Consider the following 23,038-nt stretch of genomic DNA (forward strand, 5'->3'; position numbering starts at 1 on the left):
CATGTGGGCAAGAATCGAAAACGGGACGGTAGTCGAAACTACCGACGTTGATCCAACGGAACGCTTCCACCCGGATCTGTTGTGGCGGGCTTGTCCCGAGGATGTTCGGCCGGACTGGACGTTAACGGACGGCGAGTTTTCTCCGCCACCGGCAATTTCTACTTCCGAGCAGGTCGATACCGAGCGGGTATGGCGTAACTATGAATTGCAAAGCACGGAATGGCTTGTAACACGACACCGCGATGAACAGGACATTGAGCACGAGACCACGCTTACGGCCGCTCAATACTCTGAATTACTTGGCTACCGGCAGGCACTTCGGGATTGGCCGCAAACAGTTACTTTCCCAAGTACTGAGTCGCGGCCGATTGCACCCCCTTGGCTCGCTGACCAACCCCAATAAAACGCCCCGCACCGATGGGGCGTTTTCTTTTCCGCAACATCAAAAACCTGACAAAAGCCCCGCACACACGGGGCTTTTTCGTATCTGGAGAACCCCAAATGGCACCACGCCAAACCTACACCGTACTCCTCCCATTCCCCACCGGCGGCGGCCATTGGTCAAGCGTCGGCCAGGAACTCGACCTGCTCGACGTCGAGGCCAACGCCTTGCGCAGCGCTGGTCGCCTGGAGCTGAAAAAAACCGAAGCCGTCGAACCGGCTTCTGCATCCACCCCGGCCAAAAAGGCCACAACCAAAAAGGCTGAATAACCATGGCTGAGGTTTTGAACTTCGAGCACAACGGCATTACCGTCAATGCCACTGAATCTCCCGAGGCCATGGGTGGCCTGGGTGACAACGTCATCGGGCTGGTCGGCACCGCGCCGAATGCCAACCTGCTGATTCCGAAAAACACCCCATTTCGCATCAACAGCTTCACCACTCAGGCCCAGTTGGACCCGACCGGTGCTGAGGCGGGGACGCTGTTTCAGGCGGTTTACCAGATCCTCAAAGTGGTCAAGGTGCCGGTCTACGTGGTCATCGTCGAAGAGGGCGCCACACCGGCCGACACGCAGAACAACGTGATTGGCGGCATCGAGGCCGAGACCGGGCGCAAACTCGGTCTGGCGGCGCTCAGTGGGGTCGCTGAAGACCTGACCATCATCGGCGCGCCAGGCTTCACCGGCACCAAGGCGGTGGCGAGCGAGTTCGCCTCGTTCGGCAAGCGCATCAAGGCGCGTGTGGTGCTCGACGGCAAGGACGCTGCGGTTGCTGATCAAGTGACCTACAGCCAGGAATTGGGCGGCGCGGAACTCGGTTTCGATCGTTGCCTGGTGGTGCACAACATGCCGGCGGTGTACTCGAAAGCGGCGAAGAAAAACGTCTTCCTGGCGCCGTCGAGCCTGGCCATCGCCGCGCTGGCCAAGGTCAAGCAATGGGAGAGTCCGGGCAACCAGGTGACCTATGCCGAAGACGTCTCGCGCACCGTGGAATACAACATCCTCGACACCTCCACCGAAGGCGATCTGCTCAACCGCTACGGCGTTTGCTACTACGCCCGGACCATTCTCGGCGGCTTCTCGCTGCTGGGTAACCGCTCCGTCACCGGCAAGTTCATCAGCTACGTCGGCCTGGAAGATGCCATCAGCCGCAAGCTGGTGAAAGCCGGTCAGAAAGCCATGGCCAAGAACCTGACCAAATCTTTCATGGACCAGGAGGTCAAGCGCATCAACGACTGGCTGCAAACCCTGGTCGCCGACGAAACCATCCCCGGCGGCAGCGTGTACCTGCACCCGGAATTGAACAGCGTCGAGAAGTACAAGAACGGCACCTGGTACGTGGTCATCGACTACGGCCGCTACGCGCCGAACGAACACATGATTTATCAACTCAATGCCCGCGATGAAATCATCGAGCAGTTCCTGGAGGACGTTCTCTAATGTTTACCAACCGCGTAAGACAGGCCATCGCGGCCACCCTGCAAGGCCTGCCGTTGTCGGCGACAGTGGAAGAGTTCACGCCGCCGAAGATCGAGTTCGACATGGAGGCGATGGTCGGTGGACGCTTCATTGCCGAAGAAATGGCCAAGAGCGGCAAGGTGCTGAACGCTACCCTCGTACTGCAAGGAGCCGGGCCGGAAATCATGCTCGCCCTGGGTGTGCAACTAGGCGATGACATTCTGCTGAACGTGCGTGAAGCCGGTCAGGATCAGGATGGCAACACCTGGTTCACCTACCACACCGTCGGCGGCAAGCTCAAATCCCTGGAAGAGGCCAAGCTGAAGATGGGCGACAAACCCACCACGACACTTGAACTGGCCTGCCGCACCTACAACCGTCTCGAAAACGGTGTCCCTGTGATCGACATCGACGTGCGCACCCAGAAGTTCGTGCTCAACGGCGTCGACATCCTCGGCGATGCCCGTCGTGCGGTGTTGTTGCCTTAACCACCCCTCAGCCGGCTGAACAAAACCCCTGTGGGAGCGAGCTTGCTCGCGATAGCGGTGAGTCAGCCAACATCAATGCTGACTGATCCGATGCTATCGCGAGCAAGCTCGCTCCCACAGGGGCACATCTTGACTGACCGGCGTTGCGCACCCCCTCCCCAGTATCCACCAAGGAATTCACTTCATGTCCTGGACACCTCCTGTTCACGTCTTGCTGTCGCCGATCACCGGTGATGACGGGGCGCAAATCGAGCAGCTTCAGCTCAAGCCGCTGCACTACGCCGCACAGAAAGACGCCCTGGCCCGTGCCGGCGACGATGAGGACGATCAGTTTTTCGAACTGGCCAAATTGGCCACTGGCCTGTCGGTCAAGGAGCTGGATCAGCTCAAGCGCCCGGACTACGTGAGCATTGCGCAATACGTGCACGAAATGTCCACTCGCCCGACGTCCCACTTTCTGGAATCGACGGAAGGCGCAGCAGTCGACCCCGACCAGGTGCAACTGCTCCAAACGCTCAACGTCGCTGGCCGCAGCCTGACCTCGCTGACCCTGGAAATGCCCGTGCTGCGAGCGACCAAGGCGATGAAAAAACTGAAGACGGCCAAGGAACGCGCCGAGTTCATCACCGCCCATTGCACCGGCCTGATGATTCCCGATCTGGACCTGCTGACCGTGCCCGACTGGACACAGCTTCAGGTACGCATCGACGATTTTTTAAACAAACCGGCGGACTTCTTTCGGAGCGCGACATCGAGGTGATCCTCGATGTGGTGCCGCTCATTTACCCGGTAAGTGAAGCGGAAATTCTGGAGTGGGACGTCGGCAAGGCATTACGTCGTTACGACATCGCGATGACTCGCCTTGGCGTGAAAAAGGAGTAGGGCCGGATGGCGGACGATAAATATTCGCTCAAATACGCAGCCTTCAATGAGAGCGGGCTGGCGTTCGGTAATACCAGCCTCACGAGTGGTGTGGCAGCGCAAGGTGCGTTCGCCGGGGATCAGCTGTCGAGCCTCGATCTGGTGCTGGACAAGCTCGGGCTCAAACTCGGGTTGCTGACTACGGCGATCGAGTCGCTGACCGTGAAACTGTCGGCGCAACGATTGTTCTCCCAAACGATGGGCGCCGGCGCCAAGGGCGAGTCGGCCAGTGAGCCCAAGGGGAAGTCGGGTGGCGGTATCGAACCACCAGCACTGCTCGAACCTGCGATAGCGATGGATTCGGCCATGGCCGATCTGAAAAAGGCCAGCCAATTCGGGCCGCGTCAGATTCAGCAGGTGGCTGAGTCAACCCAGCAGATCGCCACCGCACCGCTGGTGGCGGCCGGGGGCACCACGGCGGTTGAAGTGGTGAGGATGCAAAGCCTGGCGGCCAGGAAAGGCATCGGTAGCGACGTGCACGATGCCTCGGAGCGACAGTTGGTCCTGTCGAACTTCGCCTCGGATGCTGGCGTCACCGCGGCGGCGTTCGAGATGCCGGCCATGAAGGCCGCCGAAATGCTGGCCGACTGGCGCATCTCCATGAAGCTCAGCGGCGCGCAAGCCTTTGACCTGGCGGATGCCGCTAACCAATTGGGCAAATTACCCAACGGTGCGAAAGCGGCTGAGATCGGTGCGGTCTTGCAGCGTGAAGGTGCCGCTGCGACGACGGCGGGCCTGGCCCCTGCACAAGCCGCCGCGTTGACGGCGGCATTGCTCAATACCGGTACCCAACAAGCTGAAGCCGGGGTGGCGCTGGATAGTTTCACGACGGCCCTGGGCAAGGGTGACCAGGCCTCCGCCACCGAGCAAACGGCCTGGAAACAGCTGGGTCTGGCGCCCACGGCGGTGGCGAGCGGCTTGCGTGACAAGGACACGGCGTCTGGCACGGTGATGACGGTGCTGGCGGCCTTGAACGCGCAACCGGCCGACAAGCGCTCGGCCCTTTCCGCCACGCTCTTCGGCAATGGCGATGAGGCGGTGCTGCGCATGGCGCAGAAACTGCCTGATGTGAACGCAGCCTTCTTGCAGGTGAAAGACCCAGGCCAATATGCCACGTCGCAATTGGGCAACGACGGCTCGGTGCGGCAGGACGCGTTGGCGCTGTCGAAAACCCAACAAGGCCAGCTGAACATCCTCAACGCCCGTAGCGAGCGTTTGTCGGTGGCTACGGGAAATGCCCTGATGCCTTCGGCGGATACCTCCTTCCAGTGGCTGGGTTCGTTGGCCGATGGCATGAGTGAATTGGCTGAATCCTCACCTAAAGCCACCGCTGCAATTGTGCTTGTTGCCGCGGCGATCAAACCGCTGGTGGGTGTGCTGCTCAAGGCCGTAGTGGATGAGATGTCCAGTCAGGTGGCCAAGCGGGTGTTAGGTAGGGCCGCCCCGCACCTTCCCGGCCGATTGGGTGAGGTGATCTCCGAAGATTTCAGAAATCCTCGTGTGGGCAAGCTGGATACAAGCAATGCCAACCAGCGTCCCGAATCCACGAGAAGGCCACGAGGCTCACAGGGAGGCGCAGGGCGTTTTTCACTCGCGCCAACGGCCTCATTGCGCTCGATGACTCGCAAGGCGCCCGGCCCGTTGAAAGTCGTCGGCGCCGTCGCTGATGTAGCCGAGGGAGTGCTCACCGGCGACAAACGGATGATGGGCGCAGGCCTGGGAGCCGCAGGTGGCGGCTGGGCAGGCGCTGCCGCAGGTTCCGCGGCCGGTGCCGCTTTGGGCAGCGTCGTTCCGGTGATCGGCACTGCCATTGGTGGGCTGATCGGCGGACTGCTGGGCGGTTGGTTGGGGAGCGATGCCGGGGCGTCTCTGGGCGAAAAACTCGTCGCACCCACCGACAGACTCGCCGCTCCAGAGCAGGTCAGCAAAGACCTGACCAGCACCCCGACAACCACTCATCAGAACACCATGACCGCAAACATCTACATCAACGGCCAGGACCAGGCCAGCGCCAGTCAGTTGGCCAACCTGGTTGTGCAACAGCTCTCGGGCCAGTTCGGCCTGACAACCATGCCCAACTCACTCGCCATGCGCAGTGACGCGGCGCTGACTGACGGAGGTACGTGATGCGTCAGCAAATGGCACTGGGCAGTTTCATTTTCGGTCTGTCCAGAAACTTCGCCTACCACTCCTTGGTCCGCACCTCGGATGGCGGTTGGAAAAGCATCGACATCCTCACCAGCAAACCCAAATCCAGTCAGGTCGGTCAAGGGCTGCAAGCGCTGACGATCACCGGCAAGTCGATGTACGCCACTGCCATGGACCGACTCGATGAGCTGCGTGCATTACAGGCCCGACGCGCTCCGGTGCCGTTGGTTGACGGCATCGGCCGCAACTGGGGGCTGTGGCAGATCAACAAGGTGTCGGAAACCCAGACCGAGGTCATTGATGACGGCACCGCGATGGTGGTCGGCTGGGTGATTGAATTGACGGAGTTCGCCAATGCGTAGGGTTCGAAGTATCGCCGGTGATTCGGTGAATCTGTTGCTGTACCGCGAGCTGGAGCGTTGTGACGATGCCGCCGAAGAGGCGCTCTGGCGACTCAATCCGAAGCTGGCCGAGTGGGGGCCGGTATTGCCGGCGGGTGTATGGATTGTCCTGCCGGAAGTGGATCTACAACCCGTCGCACCCACACCGGTTTCGGCCTGGGATTAAGGAGGCAATATGTCACTGGGTTTCACGCCAGCGGTGGAAATCTACGGTGCGAACGCGGCGCTGCTCAACGAACGCTTGCTCAGTTGGACGCACATCGACGCGGCGGGGATTGAGTCCGATCAACTGACGCTCACCATCAGCCTGGAAGGGCTTGAAGGATTGCCCAGCCTGGGCGGGAAAATCGGCCTGCGGGTCGGTTATCTGGAGTCGGGGCTGGTGGATAAAGGCGAGTTCGTCGTGACCCGGCGCACACCGACGCTGTTTCCCCTGCGCCTGACGCTTGTCGCGACGGCGGCGCCGTTCAGTGCGGCCGATCAGACCGGTTTCAAGCAGCGCCGATCCGTCAGTCATGGCCCGACGACCCTGGGCGCGCTGTTTCGTCAGTTGACCTCCAGACACGGGTTTTCCCCGCGTGTGGCGCCGGACCTGGCGCTGATAAAAATCGAGCACATCGATCAGTCCAACGAAACCGACATGGGTTTTCTGACGCGACTGGCTCACCGTTATGACGCCGTCGCCAAGCCGGTCAACGAGCTGTATGTGCTGGCGCGCCGGGGGCAGGCGAAGTCTTTGTCGGGCAAAGTCCTGCCCGAGACAAAACTGTCGGTGACGACGAATAACCGCCCGGGCGACAACGCCTTTATCTCCGCCGTCCTGGATGACACCGCCCGGGCGAAATACCAGGGCTGCAAGGCCAGTTGGTGGGATGCGGCGGCAGGGAAAATGCGGGTCGAGGAGAGCGGCATCGCGCCGTTCAAGACCCTTCGCCAGCGCTTTCAAAGCGCCAACGATGCTCGCGCCGCCGGTGAAGGCGAGGTACGCCGGATGATGCGCGAAGCACTCAAGGTGGCGATCGAATGCCCCGGCAATCCAGGCTTGTGCGCCGAAGGCATCGTGCTGCTGGACGCCTCCTGGCCGGACTTCATGCGCGGGCGCTGGTCGATCGACAAAGTCACCGCCAGCGGCGACCGGGAAAAAAGCTATCGCAGCAGGATTGATGCAACCTGCCTGGATGCCAGGGCCTAAACACCACTCCCCTGTGGGAGCGAGCCTGCTCGCGATGAGGCCGTCATAGCCAGCATTGATGTTGCCTGACACACCGCCATCGCGAGCAGGCTCGCTCCCACAGTTCTGACTGCGCCTTCCATACAACTGGAGCACCTCCATGAAGATCACTCCGATCCTCACGCAACTGCGTGAGCAATGTCCGACGCTCGGCAATCGCGCGGCAGCAGGGTTTGACCTCGCCACGTTGCAAGCCGACACGCCGCTGCAAACACCCTGCGCCTATGTCCTGCCAAGCGCCGACATTGCCGGCAAGAACGCCGCCCAGAACGCCACGCTGCAAGCGGTGCGTGACCGTTTCGACACCGTACTGGTGCTCGACGCCACCGATGCGACAAAAGCGCTGGATCTGTTGCACGACCTGCGCGCCGAACTGTGGCGGGCGCTGGTGGGGTTCAAGCCCGGTGGTGACTACACCGGCATCGAGTACGACGGCAGTGAACTGGTTTCCATCAACAGCAGCCGCGTGTTGTACCGGCTGCACTTTTTCGCCGAGTTCCAGCTGGGCCGCAATCTGGCGAGCCAGCCTGCCGAAAGCTGGCACGAGCGTGAACTGGACGGCTTGTCGTCCTTTACCGGGGCCACCGTGCGGGTCGATGCCATCGACCCGGCGGACCCCAACCTGAAACGTCCCGGCCCTGATGGGCGCGTGGAACTGACCTTCTCTGGAGACGTAACCCCATGAGCAAACGCATCACCGTGCTGCCGGCCCCGGGCCGTGCCGTACCGGACCCGGAAGCGGGCGATCTGTTGCCCCTCGAGGGCCGTGAAGTACCGGACAGCGCCTGGTGGCGTCGACGTCTGGCCGATGGCGATATCACTACCAAAACCGTGAAAGCGGCAAAACCACAGGGAGCCAAATAATGGCGATCGGATTCAGCAACATTCCCGCGGACATTCGTGTTCCGCTGTTCTACGCCGAAATGGACAACTCGGCGGCCAATAGCGCGTCGTCGGCCATGCGCCGTTTGATCGTGGCCCAGGTCAACGACAACGTGGCCCCGGCCGAGGTCGGTAAACTGGTGCTGGTGTCCAGCGTTGCGCTGGCCAAAAACATCGGCGGTCAAGGTTCGATGCTTGCCTCGATGTACGAAACCTGGCGCAAGACCGACCCGCTGGGCGAGATCTGGTGCCTGCCGCTGCACAACGTCGAAGGTGCCATTGCCCAGGGCGTGCTGACCCTGACCGGCGCCGCCACTCAAAGCGGCATGCTCAATCTGTATGTGGGTGGCGTGCGTGTTCAAGCGGCTATCGTCAATGGAGCGACGGCCGCTCAAGCCGCCACTGCGCTGGCCTTGAAGATCAACGCGGCGGCCGATCTGCCGGTGATTGCTGCGGCTGCCGAGGGTGTTGTGACCCTGAGCGCCAAATGGACCGGCGACAGCGGTAACGACATCAGCCTGCAATTCAATCGCCTGGGCAAGAGCAATGGTGAAGACACCCCTGCCGGCCTGACCACAGCGATCACGGCAATGACCGGTGGGGCCGGTGTGCCGGACCAGACCGCCGCCGTCGCGGCGCTGGGTGACGAGCCGTTCGAATTCATCGCGATGCCGTGGTCCGATGTGGCAAGCCTCAACACCTGGCAAGCGGTCATGGACGACAGCACTGGTCGCTGGTCCTGGGCCAAGCAGTTGTTCGGCCATGTCTACAGCGCCAAGCGCGGCACCATCGGCACCCTGGTGGCGGCCGGTCAGGCGCGCAACGACCAGCACATGACTATCCAGGCCCTGGAATTGGGTGTGCCGCAACCGTTCTGGGTCCAGGCCGCTGCATTGGCCGCCCGTACTGCGGTGTTCATTTCCGCCGACGCCAGCCGTCCGACCCAGAGCGGCAGTCTGCCAGGCCTGGATCCGGCGCCGGCCAGCGAACGTTTCACCCTGACCGAGCGTCAGTCGCTGCTCAACTACGGTATCGCCACGGCGTACTACGAAGGTGGCTACGTGCGCATCCAGCGTTCGATCACCACCTATCAGAAGAACGCTTTTGGCCAGGCTGACAATTCCTACCTGGACAGCGAAACCATGCACCAGTCGGCGTTCATCGTGCGTCGCCTGCAAAGTGTGATCACCAGCAAATATGGGCGCCACAAACTGGCTGCCGACGGCACCCGTTTCGGCGCCGGCCAGCCCATCGTGACGCCGAGCACCATTCGCGGCGAGTTGATCGCCCAGTACGCCAAGCTGGAGCTGGAAGGCCACGTGGAAAACGCCGAGCTGTTCGCCGAGCACCTGGTTGTCGAGCGTGACAGTCAGGACCCGAGCCGGGTCAATGTGCTGTTCCCGCCGGACTACATCAATGGTTTGCGGGTGTTCGCACTGCTCAACCAGTTCCGTCTGCAATACGACGACGCCGCCTGAAAGTCGCGTTTGAACGTATGAACTGCGCCCACCTCGTGTGGGCTTTTTATTTGAAGGGAGAAACACCATGGGTCAACTGATTGCGGGCACCTGCTACGTCAAAGTGGACGGCGCTCAACTGACCATCAACGGCGGTTGCGAAGCGCCACTGATGTTCACCAAACGCGAAACCGTCGTACCGGGTTTCTACAAGGAAACCGACATTGCCCCGTCCTTCAAGGTGACGGCGCTGCACACCGCGGACTTCCCGCTCAAGCAACTGGTCGCCGGCACCGACATGACCGTCACCTGCGAATTCAACAACGGCAAGGTTTACGTACTGGCCGGCGCCTATCTGGTGGAAGAGCCGGTGTCCAAGGGCGACGACGCCACCATCGAACTGAAATTCGAAGGCATCAAGGGGACCTGGCAATGAGCGATGTCGTGACGCTGCGCGTGGCCATCGAGGCCCACGGCGAGCCGCTGAGCGAACTGACCCTGCGCCGTCCGACGGTGCAGGAGGTCCGGGCGATCAAGGCGCTGCCGTACAAGATCGACAAGAGCGAGGAGGTGAGCCTGGACATGGACGTCGCGGCCAAATACATCGCGGTCTGCGCCGGCATCCCGCCGTCGTCGGTCAACCAGTTGGACCTGGCTGACCTCAACGCATTGAGCTGGGCCGTCGCGAGTTTTTTCATGAGTGCGGCGTCGCAGCCATCGGCGACCTGATCGCAGCCGCCTATGACCTGGCCTGGTTCTGGAAGGTTGACCCCGAACAGATGATGGCCAGGCCACTGGATGTGCTCCGCGAGTCCCTGGAGCACGCGCAACGGATCAATGCGATGCAGCAGGTGCAGTGATGGCAGAGACACAAAAGGTAGAGAAAAAAGCGGTGCTGCTGACCGGCATCGATGAGCTGTCGCCCAAGCTTGCCAGTCTTCGAGCGAAGGTCGCCAGCTTCAAGCAGAACCTCGATGCCACGGGCCTTGGCAGCCTGGATATTTCCGCTCTGCTCCCCGAGGGCGGCCTGGCCAAACCGTTCATGGAGGGGCTCACGTCAGCAGAGGCTTTCAAAGGTGAAGTGGGCGCGGCGAACGCGGCGGCCAGCAGCTTGAAGGCACCTGAAGCGCCGCGTGTGGCGGCACAAAGCCTGGATGGATTGAAGACTTCCATCAGCAATGTGTCGGTGCAGTTCGGTTCGGCCCTGGGGCCGGCGGTCAACGCGGCGGCAGCCAACTTGCAGCCGATGGTCACGGGTGTGGCCCAGGTGCTGCAGGATAACCCGCAATTGGTGCAGGGCCTGGCGACTGGCGTCGTGGCGTTCAATGCGATTCAAACGGCGGTCAGTGGTGCAAGCCAGGCGCTGGAAGTGGTCAACCTGGCCTTGAAGATGAATCCCATCGGCTTGATTGCCATGGGCATCGCCTTGGCGGCCGGGATGATCATCGCCCACTGGACACCGATCTCGGCGTTCTTCGCCGGGCTTTGGCAGAAGCTAGCGCCGATCGTCATGCCGATGGTCGAGTTCTTCAAGACGATGTTCGCCTTCACCCCGATGGGGTTGGTGATCAGCAACTGGGGCCCGATCAGCAGTTTTTTTGGTGCGCTCTGGAATGTGATCGTGGCGGCGGCAACGCCGGTCATCGGTTTCATGCAGACGCTGTTCGCCTGGTCACCGTTGGGTTTGATCATCAGCAACTGGGCGCCCCTGAGCGGGTTGTTCGCAGCGATCTGGGATCTGCTCAAGGCGTTGACGGTGCCGGTAATGGACGCGCTGAAAGGTCTGTTCGACTGGACGCCGCTGGGGCTGATCATGGCCAACTGGGGCACGATCGGGGAAGTCTTCGCCGGCATTTGGGAAGGCATTCGCAATCAGGTGTCGATCATGCTGGCGGTATTCAGCGGCCTGTTCGACTGGTCGCCCATCGAGGGCCTGACCAAACAGTGGGGGCCGGTGGGCGATTGGTTCAGCCAGTGGTGGGACGAACTGCAGGGCGTGATTGCACCGATCAAGGCGTTCTTCAACGGCGGCTTCGGCGAAATCATCACCTCGTTCACCGGCAAGGTCGAAGGGTTGACCGAGGCGCAGCGCCAGACCAATGCCGAAGGCAAGGGCGAGCTGGCGCCGGCGTTTTTTGGTGGGGCCAGTGAGTCGCCAGCGGGCCTGTCTTCCAGTCTTGCGCCGGCGTCCGGCAACCTGCCGATGAAAACCTCATTGACGCCAGGCGCATTGCCGCAAACCTCCAGCGCCCTGGTGCAACAAAGCGCCGCCAACAATCGCACGCAGCTCGAAGGCGGCCTGACCGTGCGCTTCGAAAACGCGCCGGCCGGTTTGCGCGCCGATCCACCACAGACCAATCAACCGGCCCTGGCGGTGAGTTCGCGCATCGGCTATCGCTCACTTTCCACAGGAGGTTCCAATGAGCTGGCGTGATCGTTTGTTGCCGGCGTCGTTTCGTGGTGTCGGGTTCTGGGTCGATCAGGCGAAAACCCCGGTCGGCCACAAGGGTCAGTTGCATGAATATCCCCAGCGTGACCAGCCGTTCTTCGAAGGTCTCGGTCAGCAAGCGAAGATTCATGAGCTGACCGCGTTCATCGTCGGCCCCGATTGCCTGGAGCAGCGCGACAAGTTGCTCAAGGCCCTGGAGCAGGGCAGCGGCGAACTGGTGCATCCGTGGTTGGGGCGCCTGCAGGTCAAGGTCGGTGAATGCGACATGACCCACACCCGCCAGGACGGTGGCCTGGTGACCTTCGCCCTGAAGTTCTACCCCGACCAGCCGCTGCAATTCCCGTCGGCCGCGATCAACAGCCAGAAACTGTTGCTGGTGTCGGCTGACAGTTTTCTGGGGGCGGCGGTGCGGCGCTTCGAAGAGGCCATGACGCTGATCAAGGCCGCGCGGATCGGCATCGCTGACCTGCGCAACAGCCTCAAGGATGTCTACGGCGTCATCGAGCAGGAACTCAAACCGTTGATCGAGACTTATCGGCAACTCAGCGATCTGGTCAAGGCGGTGAAGGAGCTACCCAAGGAAGTGGCGGCCGAGTTCAAAGGGTTGCTGGGGGACATCCGGGAATTGAAGGACTTTGCCCGTGACGGCTATCGCGGCGTGATTGCCAGCGTGTCGCAACAGGTCGAGGCGATTCGCAAGGCGGACGCCCCCAAACTCACCACTGGCAAGGACACCACGGCGGCGGCCCAGGCCGTGGCCGATCTGGTCCAGGACACGCTGTTGGTGCAGGCCGCGCAATGGATTGCGGCGATGCCGGTGGCCGCACCGGCGGTCAAGTTGGGCGCCACCCCATCGGTGGCGCAGCAGGCGGTGCAGCCGGTCCAGCGTCGTGACGTGCCGGTGGCCGACGATGTGCTGGCCCTGCGCGATGCCCTCAACGAGGCCATCTGGCAAGCCTCGCTCAAGGCCGATCCGGATCACTACCAGGCAATGAACAATTTGCGTCAGCAGATGGCCGCGCACCTGACGGCGGTAGCGTCGTCGGGCGTAAGGCTGATCAACCTGTCGTTCAAGCAAAGCCTGCCGGCGTTGGTGGTGGCGTATCAGCAATTTGCCGATGCTACCCGGGTCACCGAAGTGACCCAGCGCAATGGCGTGGCTCACCCTGGTTTCCTGCCGCCCAACGACCTGAAAGTCTCGGGGGAATAAACCATGAACGAGCTCGACAACGCTGTCTCGCTCACCGTCGGCGGGCTGGATTACGGCGGCTGGAAAAGCGTGGAAATCAGTGCGGACCTGGAGCGGCAGTTCCGCACCTTCAAACTCGACATCACCTGGCAATGGCCGGGGCAGACTCAGTCGGTGCCGATTCGACCTGGGGATGAATGTCAGGTGCGCATCGGTGCCGACCTGGTGCTCAGCGGCTACGTGTTCAAAGCCCCGGTCAGTTATGACGGGCGCCAGATCAGCCTGAGCATCGAGGGTGGTTCCAGGACCCAGGACTTGGTGGACTGCGCGGCGATCAATCGCCCGAGCCAATGGCGCGGGCAAACGGTGCTGAGCATTGTCCAGGCCCTGGCCTCGCAATATGGCGTGGGAGTGATCAGCGAGATCCCTGAAACCGCTCGGTTGAGCGAACACAGCATCGTGCCGGGGGAAACGGTCTTTCAATCCATCGACCGTCTGCTGACGTTGTTCCGGGTGTTTTCCACTGACGACGCCGAAGGCCGCGTGTTGCTGGCCAAACCCGGGAGTGGCGGGCGAGCCAGTGATGTGCTGGAACTGGGTAAAAACATTCTCTCGGGCAATGCACCGATGGACTACAGCCAGGTGTTCTCCGAATACCGGGTCATCGGCCAGCACAAAGGCAATGACCAGCAGAGCGGGGCGGCGGTGAGCGAAGTCTGCGGCACCGCGACCGACCTGGGCTTCAAGCGCAAGCGGGTCACGGTGATCAGCGAAAGCGCGCAATTGACCTTCGAGCTGGCCCAGCAACGGGCCGATTGGGAAAGCGCCATCCGCACTGGCAAGGCCCTGACCACGACCTACCGCGTGCAGGGCTGGCGTCAGGCCAATGGTGATTTGTGGCGACATAACACTCTGGTGCGAGTGATCGACCCGGTGCTGGGGTTTGACGGCGACATGCTGATCTCCAAAGTGACGTATTCACTCTCCGCCCAAGGCTCCGTCACCACCCTGCAGGTCGCCCCGCCCCATACGTTCGACGCGAACCCGGTGCCGCCCAAAACCTGAGCCCAACGCAAAACTCCTTGTGGGAGCGGGCTTGCTCGCGAAAGCGGTGGGTCAGCTTGCCTCAATGTTGAATGAGCCCAGGCCATCGCGAGCAGGCTCGCTCCCACAGGGGGATCTTTGCCGAATACAAAACTTGATCCACTGGATATCTCTTGTGGGAGCGAGCCTGCTCGCGATGGCGTCGGTACAGCCAACAGAAGTTATGGCCAATAAACACCGCTTTCAAACTTCCGATTCCGAAGGAAACCTCAATGAGCCTACTGACCCGCCTCCTGGCGCGCGGCACTGTCGTGCTCGCCAATTCGGCCACCAAGTTGCAATCGCTGCAAATGCGCCTCACCGCCGGTGAAGTGAACGACGACATGGAGCACTTCGAACCCTACGGCTTCACCAGCAACCCGTTGGCGGGTGCCGAGGGCATCGCCACGTTCCTGGGCGGTGACCGTTCCCATGCCGTGGTGCTGGTGGTCGCCGACCGTCGTTTCCGCCTCAAGGCCCTGGCCCCTGGCGAAGTGGCGATCTACACCGATGAAGGCGACAAGATCCACTTCAAGCGCGGTCGGGTCATCGACATCGACACCGCGACCTTGAACATCCGCGCCAGCAGCGCGGTGAATATCGACAGCCCGGTCATCAACCACACCGGCAAGTTCGTTTCCCAGGGCGACCAGATCGCCGGCGGCATCAGCCAGATCAAGCATGTGCACGTCGGCGTGCAGGCCGGTAACGGCCAGACCGGCGTGCCGGCGGGAGGCCAATGATGTTCATCAGCCAGAACCTGCACGCCGCGCTGACCCGCTCGGTGCTGATCAGCCTGTTCACCTGGCGCCGCGCCGCTGACGACGATGCCGTGGATGACGAGCAACGTTTCGGCTGGTGGGGCGACACTTTTCCCACCGTCGCCGACGACCGCATCGGTTCGCGGCTGTGGCTGTTGCGCCGGGTCAAGCTGACCCGGCAGACCCAGCTCGACGCCGAATTCTATGCCCGCGAAGCCTTGCAATGGCTGATCGACGACGGCCATTGCAGCGCCATCGACATCATCAGCGAACGCCTCGACGCCCAGCGCCTGAATCTGCGCACGGTTTTGACCCTGGCCGACGGCGAGCGCCTGGACATCAACCCCGATAACAGTTGGCAGGTGACCTATGCCGTTTGAAACCCCTTCGCTGCCGGTGCTGATCAAGCGCGCCCAAAGCGACCTGGCCAGCGATTCGCTGCGCCAGTCCGATGCCCAAGTGTTGGCCCGCACCCTGGGTGGCGCCGCCTATGGCCTGTATGGCTACCTGGATTGGATCGCTGAGCAGATCCTCCCGGACAAGGCCGACGAATCCACCCTGGAGCGCATCGCCGCCCTGCGCCTGAACCAGGCGCGCAAAGCGGCCCAGGTGGCCAGCGGCAGTGTCAGTTTCACCGCCACCACTGGTGCGGTGCTGGATGTCGACACGCTGCTGCAATCCAGCGATGGGCGCACCTACAAAGTGACCAGCGCCCGCACCACCAGCAATGGCCTGAACAGCACCACTGTCGCCGCGTTGGACGCCGGTAGCCTGGGGAATGCCGATGCCGGCCTGGTGTTGACGCCGGTGCAGCCGATCCTTGGGATCGGCAACAGCTTCACCGTGCTCGCGCCCGGGCTGACCGGCGGTCTCGCCCGGGAAAGCCTCGAATCCCTGCGAGCCAGGGTGATCCGCTCCTACCGCATCATTCCCCACGGCGGTTCCGCGCAGGACTATGAAACCTGGGCCCTGGAATGCCCTGGCATCACCCGCGCCTGGTGTCGCGGCAGCTACCTTGGGCCCGGCACCGTTGGCGTGTTCGTCATGCGTGACGACGATCCACTGCCGATTCCCAACGCCGAACAACTGGAAGAGGTCCGGGCCTATATCGAGCCGCTGCGCCCGGTCACCGCCGAGGTGCATGTGCTGGCGCCAACCCAGGTGCCGGTGACCTACCGGCTGCGCATTACCCCGGACACCAGCGCCGTGCGCGCCGCCATCGAAGCGCAACTGCGCGACCTGCATAACCGCGAAGCTGGCCTCGGCGAAACCCTGTTGCTGACCCACATCGCCGAAGCCATCAGCAGCGCCACCGGCGAAACCGACCACAAACTCACCGCACCCATCGCTGACGTGGTCGCTGCCAGCAATCAGTTGCTGACCTTCGGAGGCTGCGTATGGCTGGAATAAGAACCGCCGAGCAGTACCAGGCCCAACTGCGCAGCCTGCTGCCCAGCGGCCCGGCGTGGGACCCGGAGCGTGTGCCGGAACTGGAAGAGGTGCTCGAAGGCATCGCCCAGGAACTGGCGCGTCTCGACGCCCGCGCCGCCGACCTGCTCCACGAAATGGACCCGGCGGGGGTGAGTGAGCTGGTGCCGGATTGGGAGCGGGTGATGAACCTGCCCGACCCGTGCCTCGGCGCTACACCGCTGTATGACGATCGTCGTTTGGCGGTGCGTCGGCGGTTGTTGGCGGTGGGCAGTCAGACGGCGGCGTACTTCATCAATATCGCGCGCAGCCAAGGGTACCCCGACGCGACCGTGACTGAGCATCGGGCACCCCGGATGGGACTTTCGCGGTTTGGCGTAACGCATTTCGGAACCTGGCAAGTGCAGTTCATGTGGACGCTTAACACTGGCGGACGCCTCTCGCTCGGCCGCCGTTTTGGCGCCAGCTATTGGGGTGAACGCTTCGGCATGAACCCAGGCTCTGCCTTGGAATGCCTGATCCATCGTAGCGCACCGGCTCATGCGCAGGTGCACATCAATTATGACTAAGGAGTAGAAAATGGATTATCCAAAGAGCGTGCCCAGTGTTGGGTTGGTTAATGGCAAGTTTGTCGATGAAAATCCAGTTACTGGCGCACCAGGCTCATTGATTCCGGCGGCTTGGGGCAACTCTGTTACTCAAGAGCTATTGGGGGTAATTACCGGGGCAGGGATGGTTCCTGATGAAGGCGACCTTGGGCAGTTGCTCTTGGCTGTGCGCAAAATCAACCAGTCGGGATTGGTCGATTACGCATTGGATACTGGTACCGTCAATGCTTACAGTGCTACTTACAAACCTGCGCCGTCAGTTCTGGTTGATGGTTTGATATTGCGTTTCAAAGCAGCCCATGCCAATACCGGTGCCAGCACTTTCGCCCCAAATGGGCTGCCGGCCAAGTCAATTGTGGGGCTTGACCATAACGCCATTCAAAGCGGGGAAATTACTGTCGGTGGCGATGTTTGGGTGCAGTGGAATAGCTCCATCGGAAGCGGCGCGTGGGTCATGATCGCCAGCACTGGGATGACCAAGGATACGGGCAGTGATGTAGGTGACATCAAAGTTGTAGCGACCGCGGAACCGCCCCAAGGCTGGCTCAAATGCAACGGTGCTTTGGTTTCACGTGCACAATATGCGGCGCTGTTTGCGGCGATAAGTACGCGGTTCGGTACGGGTGATGGCAGCACGACCTTTGCCTTGCCGGATCTGCGTGGCGAGTTCATTCGAGGCTGGGATGACGGGCGGGGGGTTGATTCAGGAAGGGTTCTGGGTACAGGCCAAACCGGGCAGAACGCGTCACATATCCATACGGCAACGGCTGCTGACGCTGGGGCGCATACTCATGTATTAAGTGCCACTGCGGCGACCACTGGGGCACATACTCATACGCTGAGCGCTTCGGCTGCTTCTAATGGAGCGCACACACATACAATCAGTGGTACTGCAGCAAGTGCGGGAGAACATACTCATACCGCTCCGCGAGCCCAAAATAACGACGTGGGTGGTGGCAGCCCCAATTTTACAACCGCCAACTTGCAAAGTGGTGTAACCGCTCCAACTAACCCGGGTGGAGCACATACCCATACTATTAGCGGTACAGCAGCATCGGCTGGAGCCCATACTCATACTGTGTCGGGGGCGGCGGTGTCAGCGGGGGATCACACCCACACCATTTCCGGTACAGCAGCCTCTGCCGGAGATCACTCACATACTATCGCTGTGGCCGCTTCTGGTGGTAATGAGGCGCGTCCCAGGAACGTAGCGATGTTGTATGTAATTAAATACTAATAAACGAAATTCGCCCCTCTGATGGGGGGCGCATAACTGGAAATTCATTTAAGAGTGAGTGATGGAAAGTCTAAAAGTTTATTAGGGGAAGAGGCGTGTATAAAATTTAATAGCTGACTTGATATGACTGTTCCAGTTTCCTCTCCAGAGTGCATCGTCATGGAAAACCGCATTTTTATATGTCGCTAGATGCCAGGTGAGCAGGTTGTTGACCGAGCAACCTTGATCAACAGGTCTCTACGGTCCTGTCGATCTTTGAGGCTGATACCGAACACTGCATCAACCGACAGTTTGCTGATATCCCTGGGTTTCATCTAATCGTTCCGGACGCTATGAGCGGCTGATAATTACGATGTTTCACCAATGTCCGTAGCCCATTTAATGGATCCCAAGAATGTCCATCAATCGCTTTAAGGAGAGCGCCATGCCAATCACGCAGGCACAACTGCTGCAGATCCTCCCGAACGCCGGTGCCAATGCCAGCGTTTTTGCACCTGAGCTGAACGTAGCCATGGGGCGTTATAAGGTCATCGGATTGAAACGTGTTGCCGCGTTCATTGCCCAGGTGGGTCATGAATCCGGTCAGCTGCGCTACGTGCGCGAGTTGGGCAATGATGGCTATCTGTCGAAATATGACACCGGCCCATTGGCCCTACGCCTGGGTAACACACCGCAAGCCGATGGTGACGGCCAGAAGTACCGGGGCCGGGGTTTGATTCAGATTACCGGCCGGGCCAACTACCAAGCATGCGGCGAATCCCTGGGCCTGGACCTGGTCAGTGCACCAGAGTTATTGGAGGAGCCACATTGGGCCGCTCATTCTGCGGCTTGGTTCTGGGCGGTCCATGGGCTCAATGCCCTGGCTGACGCAGGACTTTTCGACAAGATCACGCAAAGGATCAACGGCGGCCAGAACGGCGCGACGGAGCGTCGGGTTCTTTATGCACAGGCTTTGAAGGTGCTGGGATGAACCCCGTCGTCATGAGGTTCGTCCCGGTGCTTGTGCTGGCGTTTCTGCTGTCGGCGGCCGGTGTGACGTGGAAAGTTCAGGATTGGCGTTATGGCAAGGCTTTGACGGCGCAGGCCAAGCTCCAGGCCGAAACGCTGCGTCAGTTGACCTTGTCGGCCGCTACTGCGCAGCAGAACGAAAGAGACAAGCGCCTAGCCCTGGAACAACAACTCTCCGCCAGCGAACAATCCCATTACCGAGCCTTGAGCGATGCCCAACGTGATCAGGATCGCTTGCGCGATCGCCTTGCTACTGCCGATGTCCGGCTGTCAGTCCTCCTCGACGCCGACGATGTTGCCGCCGGTTGTGCAGTGCCTGCCACCGCCGGCGCCGGCGGCGTGGATCATGGCCCCCCACGCGCCCGACTTGACCCGGCGCATGCTCAACGAGTTATCGCCATCACCGACGCAGGGGATCGTGGATTGATCGCTCTGCAAGCCTGTCAGGCGTACGTCAGGGCATTGGGGCGCTGATCCGGCGAGCCTTGCAAGCCTGGAATGCTCGTGTACGGTAGGGCCCTTGCATCGAATCAGGAGAGCATCATGGACGACATTACCGAATTGGCCGCTGAACTGGGCCGACGCCTGCAGCGGGTCAATGCCCATGTGAGCACGGCCGAATCCTGTACCGGAGGCGGGATTGCCGAGGCGATTACCCGCATTCCCGGGAGTTCGGCGTGGTTCGAGGCGGGTTATGTCACCTATTCCAACCGCCAGAAGACTCAGCAGCTGGGTGTGCCTGCCGAGCTGTTCGCAACGGTGGGGGCGGTCAGTCGCGAGGTGGTCGAGGCAATGGTGCGGGGCGCGCAGCAAAAAAGCCTGGCGCGTTTTGCCGTGGCGGTCAGCGGCGTGGCCGGCCCCGATGGTGGTACGCCGAACAAACCAGTGGGCACTGTATGGCTGGCCTGGGGCGTTGGCGAGACGGTCATCAGTGAGCAGCGATTCTTCCCGGGTAACCGCGACGAGGTCCGCCGACAAACGGTGAAGGCCGCGCTAGAGGGGCTGTTGCAACATGCCGCTGTAGAAATCTCAAATCAGGGGTAGGCGATCTGTAATCGCTGTGGAATAATACTGGCTACTTATACAGGTGTTGGCCGTCAGGCCTTATTGATTACGTGAGGACTTTAATGGACGACAACAAGAAGAAAGCCTTGGCTGCGGCCTTGGGTCAGATCGAACGTCAATTCGGCAAGGGTGCCGTAATGCGTATGGGCGATCAGGACCGTCAGGCTATTCCTTCCATCTCCACCGGCTCCCTGGGCCTGGACATTGCGCTTGGCATCGGCGGCCTGCCAAAAGGCCGTATCGTTGAAATCTATGGTCCTGAATCTTCCGGTAAAACCACGCTGACCCTGTCCGTGATCGCCCAGGCTCAAAAAGCCGGTGCGACCTGCGCCTTCGTCGATGCCGAACACGCCCTGGACCCGGAATATGCCGGCAAGTTGGGCGTTAACGTCGATGACCTGCTGGTTTCCCAGCCGGACACCGGTGAGCAGGCCCTGGAAATCACCGACATGCTGGTGCGTTCCAATGCCGTTGACGTGATCATCGTCGACTCCGTGGCTGCACTGGTACCAAAAGCGGAAATCGAAGGTGAAATGGGCGACATGCATGTGGGCCTCCAGGCTCGTCTGATGTCCCAGGCCCTGCGCAAGATCACCGGTAACATCAAGAACGCCAACTGCCTGGTGATCTTCATCAACCAGATCCGCATGAAGATCGGCGTGATGTTCGGTAGCCCGGAAACCACCACCGGTGGTAACGCGCTGAAGTTCTACGCTTCGGTTCGTCTGGATATCCGCCGCACTGGCGCCGTGAAAGAAGGCGACGAGGTTGTCGGCAGCGAAACCCGCGTCAAGGTTGTGAAGAACAAGGTCGCTTCGCCGTTCCGTCAGGCGGAGTTCCAGATTCTTTACGGCAAGGGTATCTACCTTAATGGCGAGATGATCGACCTGGGTGTGTTGCACGGTTTCGTCGAAAAATCCGGCGCCTGGTATGCCTACAACGGCACCAAGATCGGTCAGGGCAAGGCCAACTCGGCCAAGTTCCTGGCGGATAACCCGGAAATTGCAGCAACCCTCGAGAAGCAACTGCGTGACAAGCTTCTGAGCCCAGTTGCGGACGTCAAGTCGGTGGCTAACCGCGAGACTGCAGACGACCTGGCTGACGCTGACATCTGATCGATTCGATGACCGTCGTACTCGATAACCTCGTCGCGGTGCGGCGAACCGCGATGGACCTGCTCGCCAGGCGCGAGCACGGTCGAGTCGAGCTGACGCGTAAGCTGCGTCAGCGCGGCGCTCCAGATGAGTTGATCGACACGGCCCTCGACCGTTTGACGGAAGAGGGCTTGTTGTCGGAGTCTCGTTACCTTGAGAGCTTTGTCTCTTATCGCGCTCGCTCTGGATACGGCCCCTTGCGAATTCGTGAGGAACTCGGTCAGCGTGGCTTGCAGCGCCCGGATATCGAACTGGCCTTGCGCGAAAGCGGTATCGATTGGCAGGCGCAACTGACGGACACCTGGCGTCGCAAGTTCTCAGGGCATCTGCCCATCGATGCTAGGGAGCGAGCCAAGCAAGGACGTTTCCTGGCATATCGAGGATATTCCATGGAAATGATCAACCGTTTATTCAGCGGTCGCGGCATGGACGACTAAACAACAACGGCCCGCTATTTTGATAGCGGGCCGTTTTTTTATGGACTCAGGTCACCTTGATCGGCTCCCAGGTGAGGGGTTGGGCCTTGGTGGCGGGCTGGGCCCAGTTTTCCGACAGGTTGATGTAATCCACCAGTTCCCTCAAACGACCGTGATCGCGGGCATTGAAGGTAAAGGCCAGTCGGGTCAGATGGCTGAAACGGGCCTCGTCGTGTTCCTCGCCGGCGTAGGCGTGTTGATGAAAACAATCGTTGAGGCACAGGTCGGCAAACTCCGCCTGCAAATGCCCAAGGGCCTGCTCGTTCAGCTTGTGATTCATACGGATCACGAATTGATGTTTGAGCCAGCGGCTGGAGTGGAAGTTGCTGTAAAACTGATTGATCTCCTCTACTGCCTCTTGAGCGCTGTACACCAGGCGCATCAACTTCATATCGGTGGGCAGGATGTAGCGGTTTTCTTCCAGTTGCTCACGGATGAAGTGCAGGGCGCCTTGCCAGAACTTGCCTCCCGGTACATCCAGCAGCACCACCGGCACCAGCGGGCTTTTACCGGTTTGCACCAACGTCAGGACTTCCAACGCTTCATCGAGGGTGCCGAAACCGCCCGGGCAGAGCACCAGTGCGTCGGCCTCTTTGACGAAGAACAGCTTCCGGGTGAAGAAAAAGTGGAACGGCAGCAGATTCTGCGTGCCGTCAACGGTCGGATTCGCATGCTGTTCGAAAGGCAAGGTGATGTTGAAACCCAGGCTGTGGTCCCGGCCAGCGCCTTCATGGGCGGCCGCCATGATGCCACCGCCGGCGCCAGTGATGACCATCATGTCCGAGCGTGCCAACTCCGCCCCCAGTTCCCGGGCCAGGCCGTACAGCGGATGTTCGATGGGCGTTCGGGCCGAACCGAAGACCGTGACCTTGCGTCGGCCCTTGAATTGTTCGAGCGTGCGAAAAGCGTGCTCCAGTTCTCGCAAGGCCTGCAGCGTGATCTTGGCATTCCAGCGGTTGTGATCTTCCTGGGCCATGCGCAGGACGGTCAGGATCATGTCTCGGTAGATGGGGAGGTTCGGGCTGTTGGGGGAGACCAGGTTGAGTTGCTCTTCGACCTTGCGGGTGAGGTCGTGTCCATGGTTCTCAAAATGACGACTCAGCAAGTCATTCGGTTTGTAAGGCATTCAGCTTCTCCTTCTTGGCAAAACCCCA

Annotated in this window: 28 protein-coding genes; 27 read left to right on the plus strand and 1 reads right to left on the minus strand. The window is 60.9% G+C overall.

Annotated features, from left to right (window positions below; translation table 11 throughout):
- The first annotated feature begins 1 nt into the window (after position 1).
- The 27 genes from GKKCFE_RS04235 (at position 2) to recX (ending at position 21,845) form a co-directional block, all read left to right on the plus strand.
- Positions 2–403 (plus strand): phage tail assembly chaperone, encoded by a 402-nt coding sequence (locus GKKCFE_RS04235; RefSeq protein WP_139051041.1) that lies wholly within the window; start codon positions 2–4, stop codon positions 401–403.
- A gap of 98 nt (positions 404–501) precedes the next feature.
- Positions 502–711, plus strand: a complete 210-nt coding sequence (locus GKKCFE_RS04240) for a hypothetical protein (RefSeq protein ID WP_445577520.1) — start codon at positions 502–504, stop codon at positions 709–711.
- 2 nt (positions 712–713) lie between these two features.
- The gene (locus GKKCFE_RS04245; RefSeq protein ID WP_139051039.1) at positions 714–1,880 is read left to right on the plus strand and encodes a phage tail protein; all 1,167 of its coding nucleotides are present in this window, start codon (positions 714–716) and stop codon (positions 1,878–1,880) included.
- Positions 1,880–2,386, plus strand: coding sequence for a phage major tail tube protein (locus tag GKKCFE_RS04250; protein ID WP_076386151.1), 507 nt, complete (start codon positions 1,880–1,882; stop codon positions 2,384–2,386). The genes GKKCFE_RS04245 and GKKCFE_RS04250 overlap by 1 nt, the downstream gene beginning before the upstream one ends.
- Before the next feature lie 184 nt (positions 2,387–2,570).
- Positions 2,571–3,146, plus strand: a complete 576-nt coding sequence (locus tag GKKCFE_RS04255) for a phage tail assembly protein (protein ID WP_445577521.1) — start codon at positions 2,571–2,573, stop codon at positions 3,144–3,146.
- A 128-nt stretch (positions 3,147–3,274) separates the two neighbouring features.
- Positions 3,275–5,434 carry a phage tail tape measure protein gene (locus GKKCFE_RS04260; RefSeq protein ID WP_445577522.1) on the plus strand — a complete coding sequence of 720 codons (2,160 nt, stop codon included), beginning with the start codon at positions 3,275–3,277 and terminating at the stop codon, positions 5,432–5,434.
- A complete protein-coding gene (locus GKKCFE_RS04265) occupies positions 5,434–5,817 on the plus strand; it encodes a phage tail protein (protein ID WP_076386147.1) in 384 nt (127 codons plus the stop codon). Before GKKCFE_RS04260 ends, GKKCFE_RS04265 begins: the two co-directional genes overlap by 1 nt.
- Positions 5,810–6,022, plus strand: a complete 213-nt coding sequence (locus tag GKKCFE_RS04270; protein WP_047230001.1) for a tail protein X — start codon at positions 5,810–5,812, stop codon at positions 6,020–6,022. The genes GKKCFE_RS04265 and GKKCFE_RS04270 overlap by 8 nt, the downstream gene beginning before the upstream one ends.
- Before the next feature lie 9 nt (positions 6,023–6,031).
- Complete coding sequence (locus tag GKKCFE_RS04275) at positions 6,032–7,048, plus strand: contractile injection system protein, VgrG/Pvc8 family (protein WP_076386145.1); 1,017 nt, start codon at positions 6,032–6,034, stop codon at positions 7,046–7,048.
- 139 nt (positions 7,049–7,187) lie between these two features.
- Complete coding sequence (locus GKKCFE_RS04280) at positions 7,188–7,772, plus strand: phage tail terminator protein (RefSeq protein WP_445577523.1); 585 nt, start codon at positions 7,188–7,190, stop codon at positions 7,770–7,772.
- Positions 7,769–7,951: a DUF2635 domain-containing protein gene (locus GKKCFE_RS04285; protein WP_047230004.1), complete on the plus strand. Its 183-nt coding sequence runs from the start codon at positions 7,769–7,771 to the stop codon at positions 7,949–7,951. Before GKKCFE_RS04280 ends, GKKCFE_RS04285 begins: the two co-directional genes overlap by 4 nt.
- On the plus strand, positions 7,951–9,447 hold the full coding sequence (locus tag GKKCFE_RS04290) for a phage tail sheath subtilisin-like domain-containing protein (protein WP_047230005.1): 1,497 nt from the start codon (positions 7,951–7,953) through the stop codon (positions 9,445–9,447). Before GKKCFE_RS04285 ends, GKKCFE_RS04290 begins: the two co-directional genes overlap by 1 nt.
- A 67-nt stretch (positions 9,448–9,514) precedes the next feature.
- Positions 9,515–9,862 carry a phage tail tube protein gene (locus tag GKKCFE_RS04295; RefSeq protein ID WP_003198314.1) on the plus strand — a complete coding sequence of 116 codons (348 nt, stop codon included), beginning with the start codon at positions 9,515–9,517 and terminating at the stop codon, positions 9,860–9,862.
- Positions 9,859–10,155, plus strand: coding sequence for a phage tail assembly protein (locus GKKCFE_RS04300; protein WP_047230006.1), 297 nt, complete (start codon positions 9,859–9,861; stop codon positions 10,153–10,155). The genes GKKCFE_RS04295 and GKKCFE_RS04300 overlap by 4 nt, the downstream gene beginning before the upstream one ends.
- A gap of 130 nt (positions 10,156–10,285) precedes the next feature.
- Complete coding sequence (locus GKKCFE_RS04305) at positions 10,286–11,860, plus strand: phage tail protein (protein ID WP_445577524.1); 1,575 nt, start codon at positions 10,286–10,288, stop codon at positions 11,858–11,860.
- Complete coding sequence (locus GKKCFE_RS04310; RefSeq protein ID WP_173407328.1) at positions 11,847–13,085, plus strand: DNA circularization protein; 1,239 nt, start codon at positions 11,847–11,849, stop codon at positions 13,083–13,085. Before GKKCFE_RS04305 ends, GKKCFE_RS04310 begins: the two co-directional genes overlap by 14 nt.
- Positions 13,086–13,088: 3 nt before the next feature.
- The gene (locus GKKCFE_RS04315) at positions 13,089–14,129 is read left to right on the plus strand and encodes a phage baseplate assembly protein (RefSeq protein ID WP_417693658.1); all 1,041 of its coding nucleotides are present in this window, start codon (positions 13,089–13,091) and stop codon (positions 14,127–14,129) included.
- A 251-nt stretch (positions 14,130–14,380) separates the two neighbouring features.
- On the plus strand, positions 14,381–14,890 hold the full coding sequence (locus tag GKKCFE_RS04320) for a phage baseplate assembly protein V (protein ID WP_047230010.1): 510 nt from the start codon (positions 14,381–14,383) through the stop codon (positions 14,888–14,890).
- The gene (locus tag GKKCFE_RS04325; RefSeq protein WP_047230011.1) at positions 14,890–15,288 is read left to right on the plus strand and encodes a phage GP46 family protein; all 399 of its coding nucleotides are present in this window, start codon (positions 14,890–14,892) and stop codon (positions 15,286–15,288) included. The genes GKKCFE_RS04320 and GKKCFE_RS04325 overlap by 1 nt, the downstream gene beginning before the upstream one ends.
- On the plus strand, positions 15,278–16,318 hold the full coding sequence (locus GKKCFE_RS04330) for a baseplate J/gp47 family protein (RefSeq protein ID WP_419417656.1): 1,041 nt from the start codon (positions 15,278–15,280) through the stop codon (positions 16,316–16,318). The genes GKKCFE_RS04325 and GKKCFE_RS04330 overlap by 11 nt, the downstream gene beginning before the upstream one ends.
- Positions 16,306–16,905, plus strand: a complete 600-nt coding sequence (locus GKKCFE_RS04335) for a YmfQ family protein (protein ID WP_322834803.1) — start codon at positions 16,306–16,308, stop codon at positions 16,903–16,905. Before GKKCFE_RS04330 ends, GKKCFE_RS04335 begins: the two co-directional genes overlap by 13 nt.
- A gap of 10 nt (positions 16,906–16,915) precedes the next feature.
- Complete coding sequence (locus tag GKKCFE_RS04340; protein WP_445577525.1) at positions 16,916–18,181, plus strand: phage tail protein; 1,266 nt, start codon at positions 16,916–16,918, stop codon at positions 18,179–18,181.
- 424 nt (positions 18,182–18,605) lie between these two features.
- Entirely contained in the window at positions 18,606–19,151 is a 546-nt protein-coding gene (locus GKKCFE_RS04345; RefSeq protein WP_445577526.1) for a glycoside hydrolase family 19 protein, read from the plus strand.
- A complete protein-coding gene (locus GKKCFE_RS04350) occupies positions 19,148–19,663 on the plus strand; it encodes a lysis system i-spanin subunit Rz (RefSeq protein WP_445577527.1) in 516 nt (171 codons plus the stop codon). The genes GKKCFE_RS04345 and GKKCFE_RS04350 overlap by 4 nt, the downstream gene beginning before the upstream one ends.
- A 69-nt stretch (positions 19,664–19,732) precedes the next feature.
- Positions 19,733–20,233: a CinA family protein gene (locus GKKCFE_RS04355; protein WP_047230022.1), complete on the plus strand. Its 501-nt coding sequence runs from the start codon at positions 19,733–19,735 to the stop codon at positions 20,231–20,233.
- Positions 20,234–20,316: 83 nt separating this feature from the next.
- On the plus strand, positions 20,317–21,369 hold the full coding sequence (gene recA / locus GKKCFE_RS04360; protein ID WP_047230023.1) for a recombinase RecA: 1,053 nt from the start codon (positions 20,317–20,319) through the stop codon (positions 21,367–21,369).
- Positions 21,370–21,377: 8 nt separating this feature from the next.
- Positions 21,378–21,845 carry a recombination regulator RecX gene (gene recX, locus GKKCFE_RS04365; protein ID WP_047230024.1) on the plus strand — a complete coding sequence of 156 codons (468 nt, stop codon included), beginning with the start codon at positions 21,378–21,380 and terminating at the stop codon, positions 21,843–21,845.
- 46 nt (positions 21,846–21,891) lie between these two features.
- Here recX and GKKCFE_RS04370 read toward each other — a convergent pair whose 3' ends face one another.
- Complete coding sequence (locus GKKCFE_RS04370) at positions 21,892–23,010, minus strand: LOG family protein (protein WP_139051024.1); 1,119 nt, start codon at positions 23,008–23,010, stop codon at positions 21,892–21,894.
- Positions 23,011–23,038: the final 28 nt, after the last annotated feature.

The organism is Pseudomonas sp. E141, assembly GCF_052659885.1.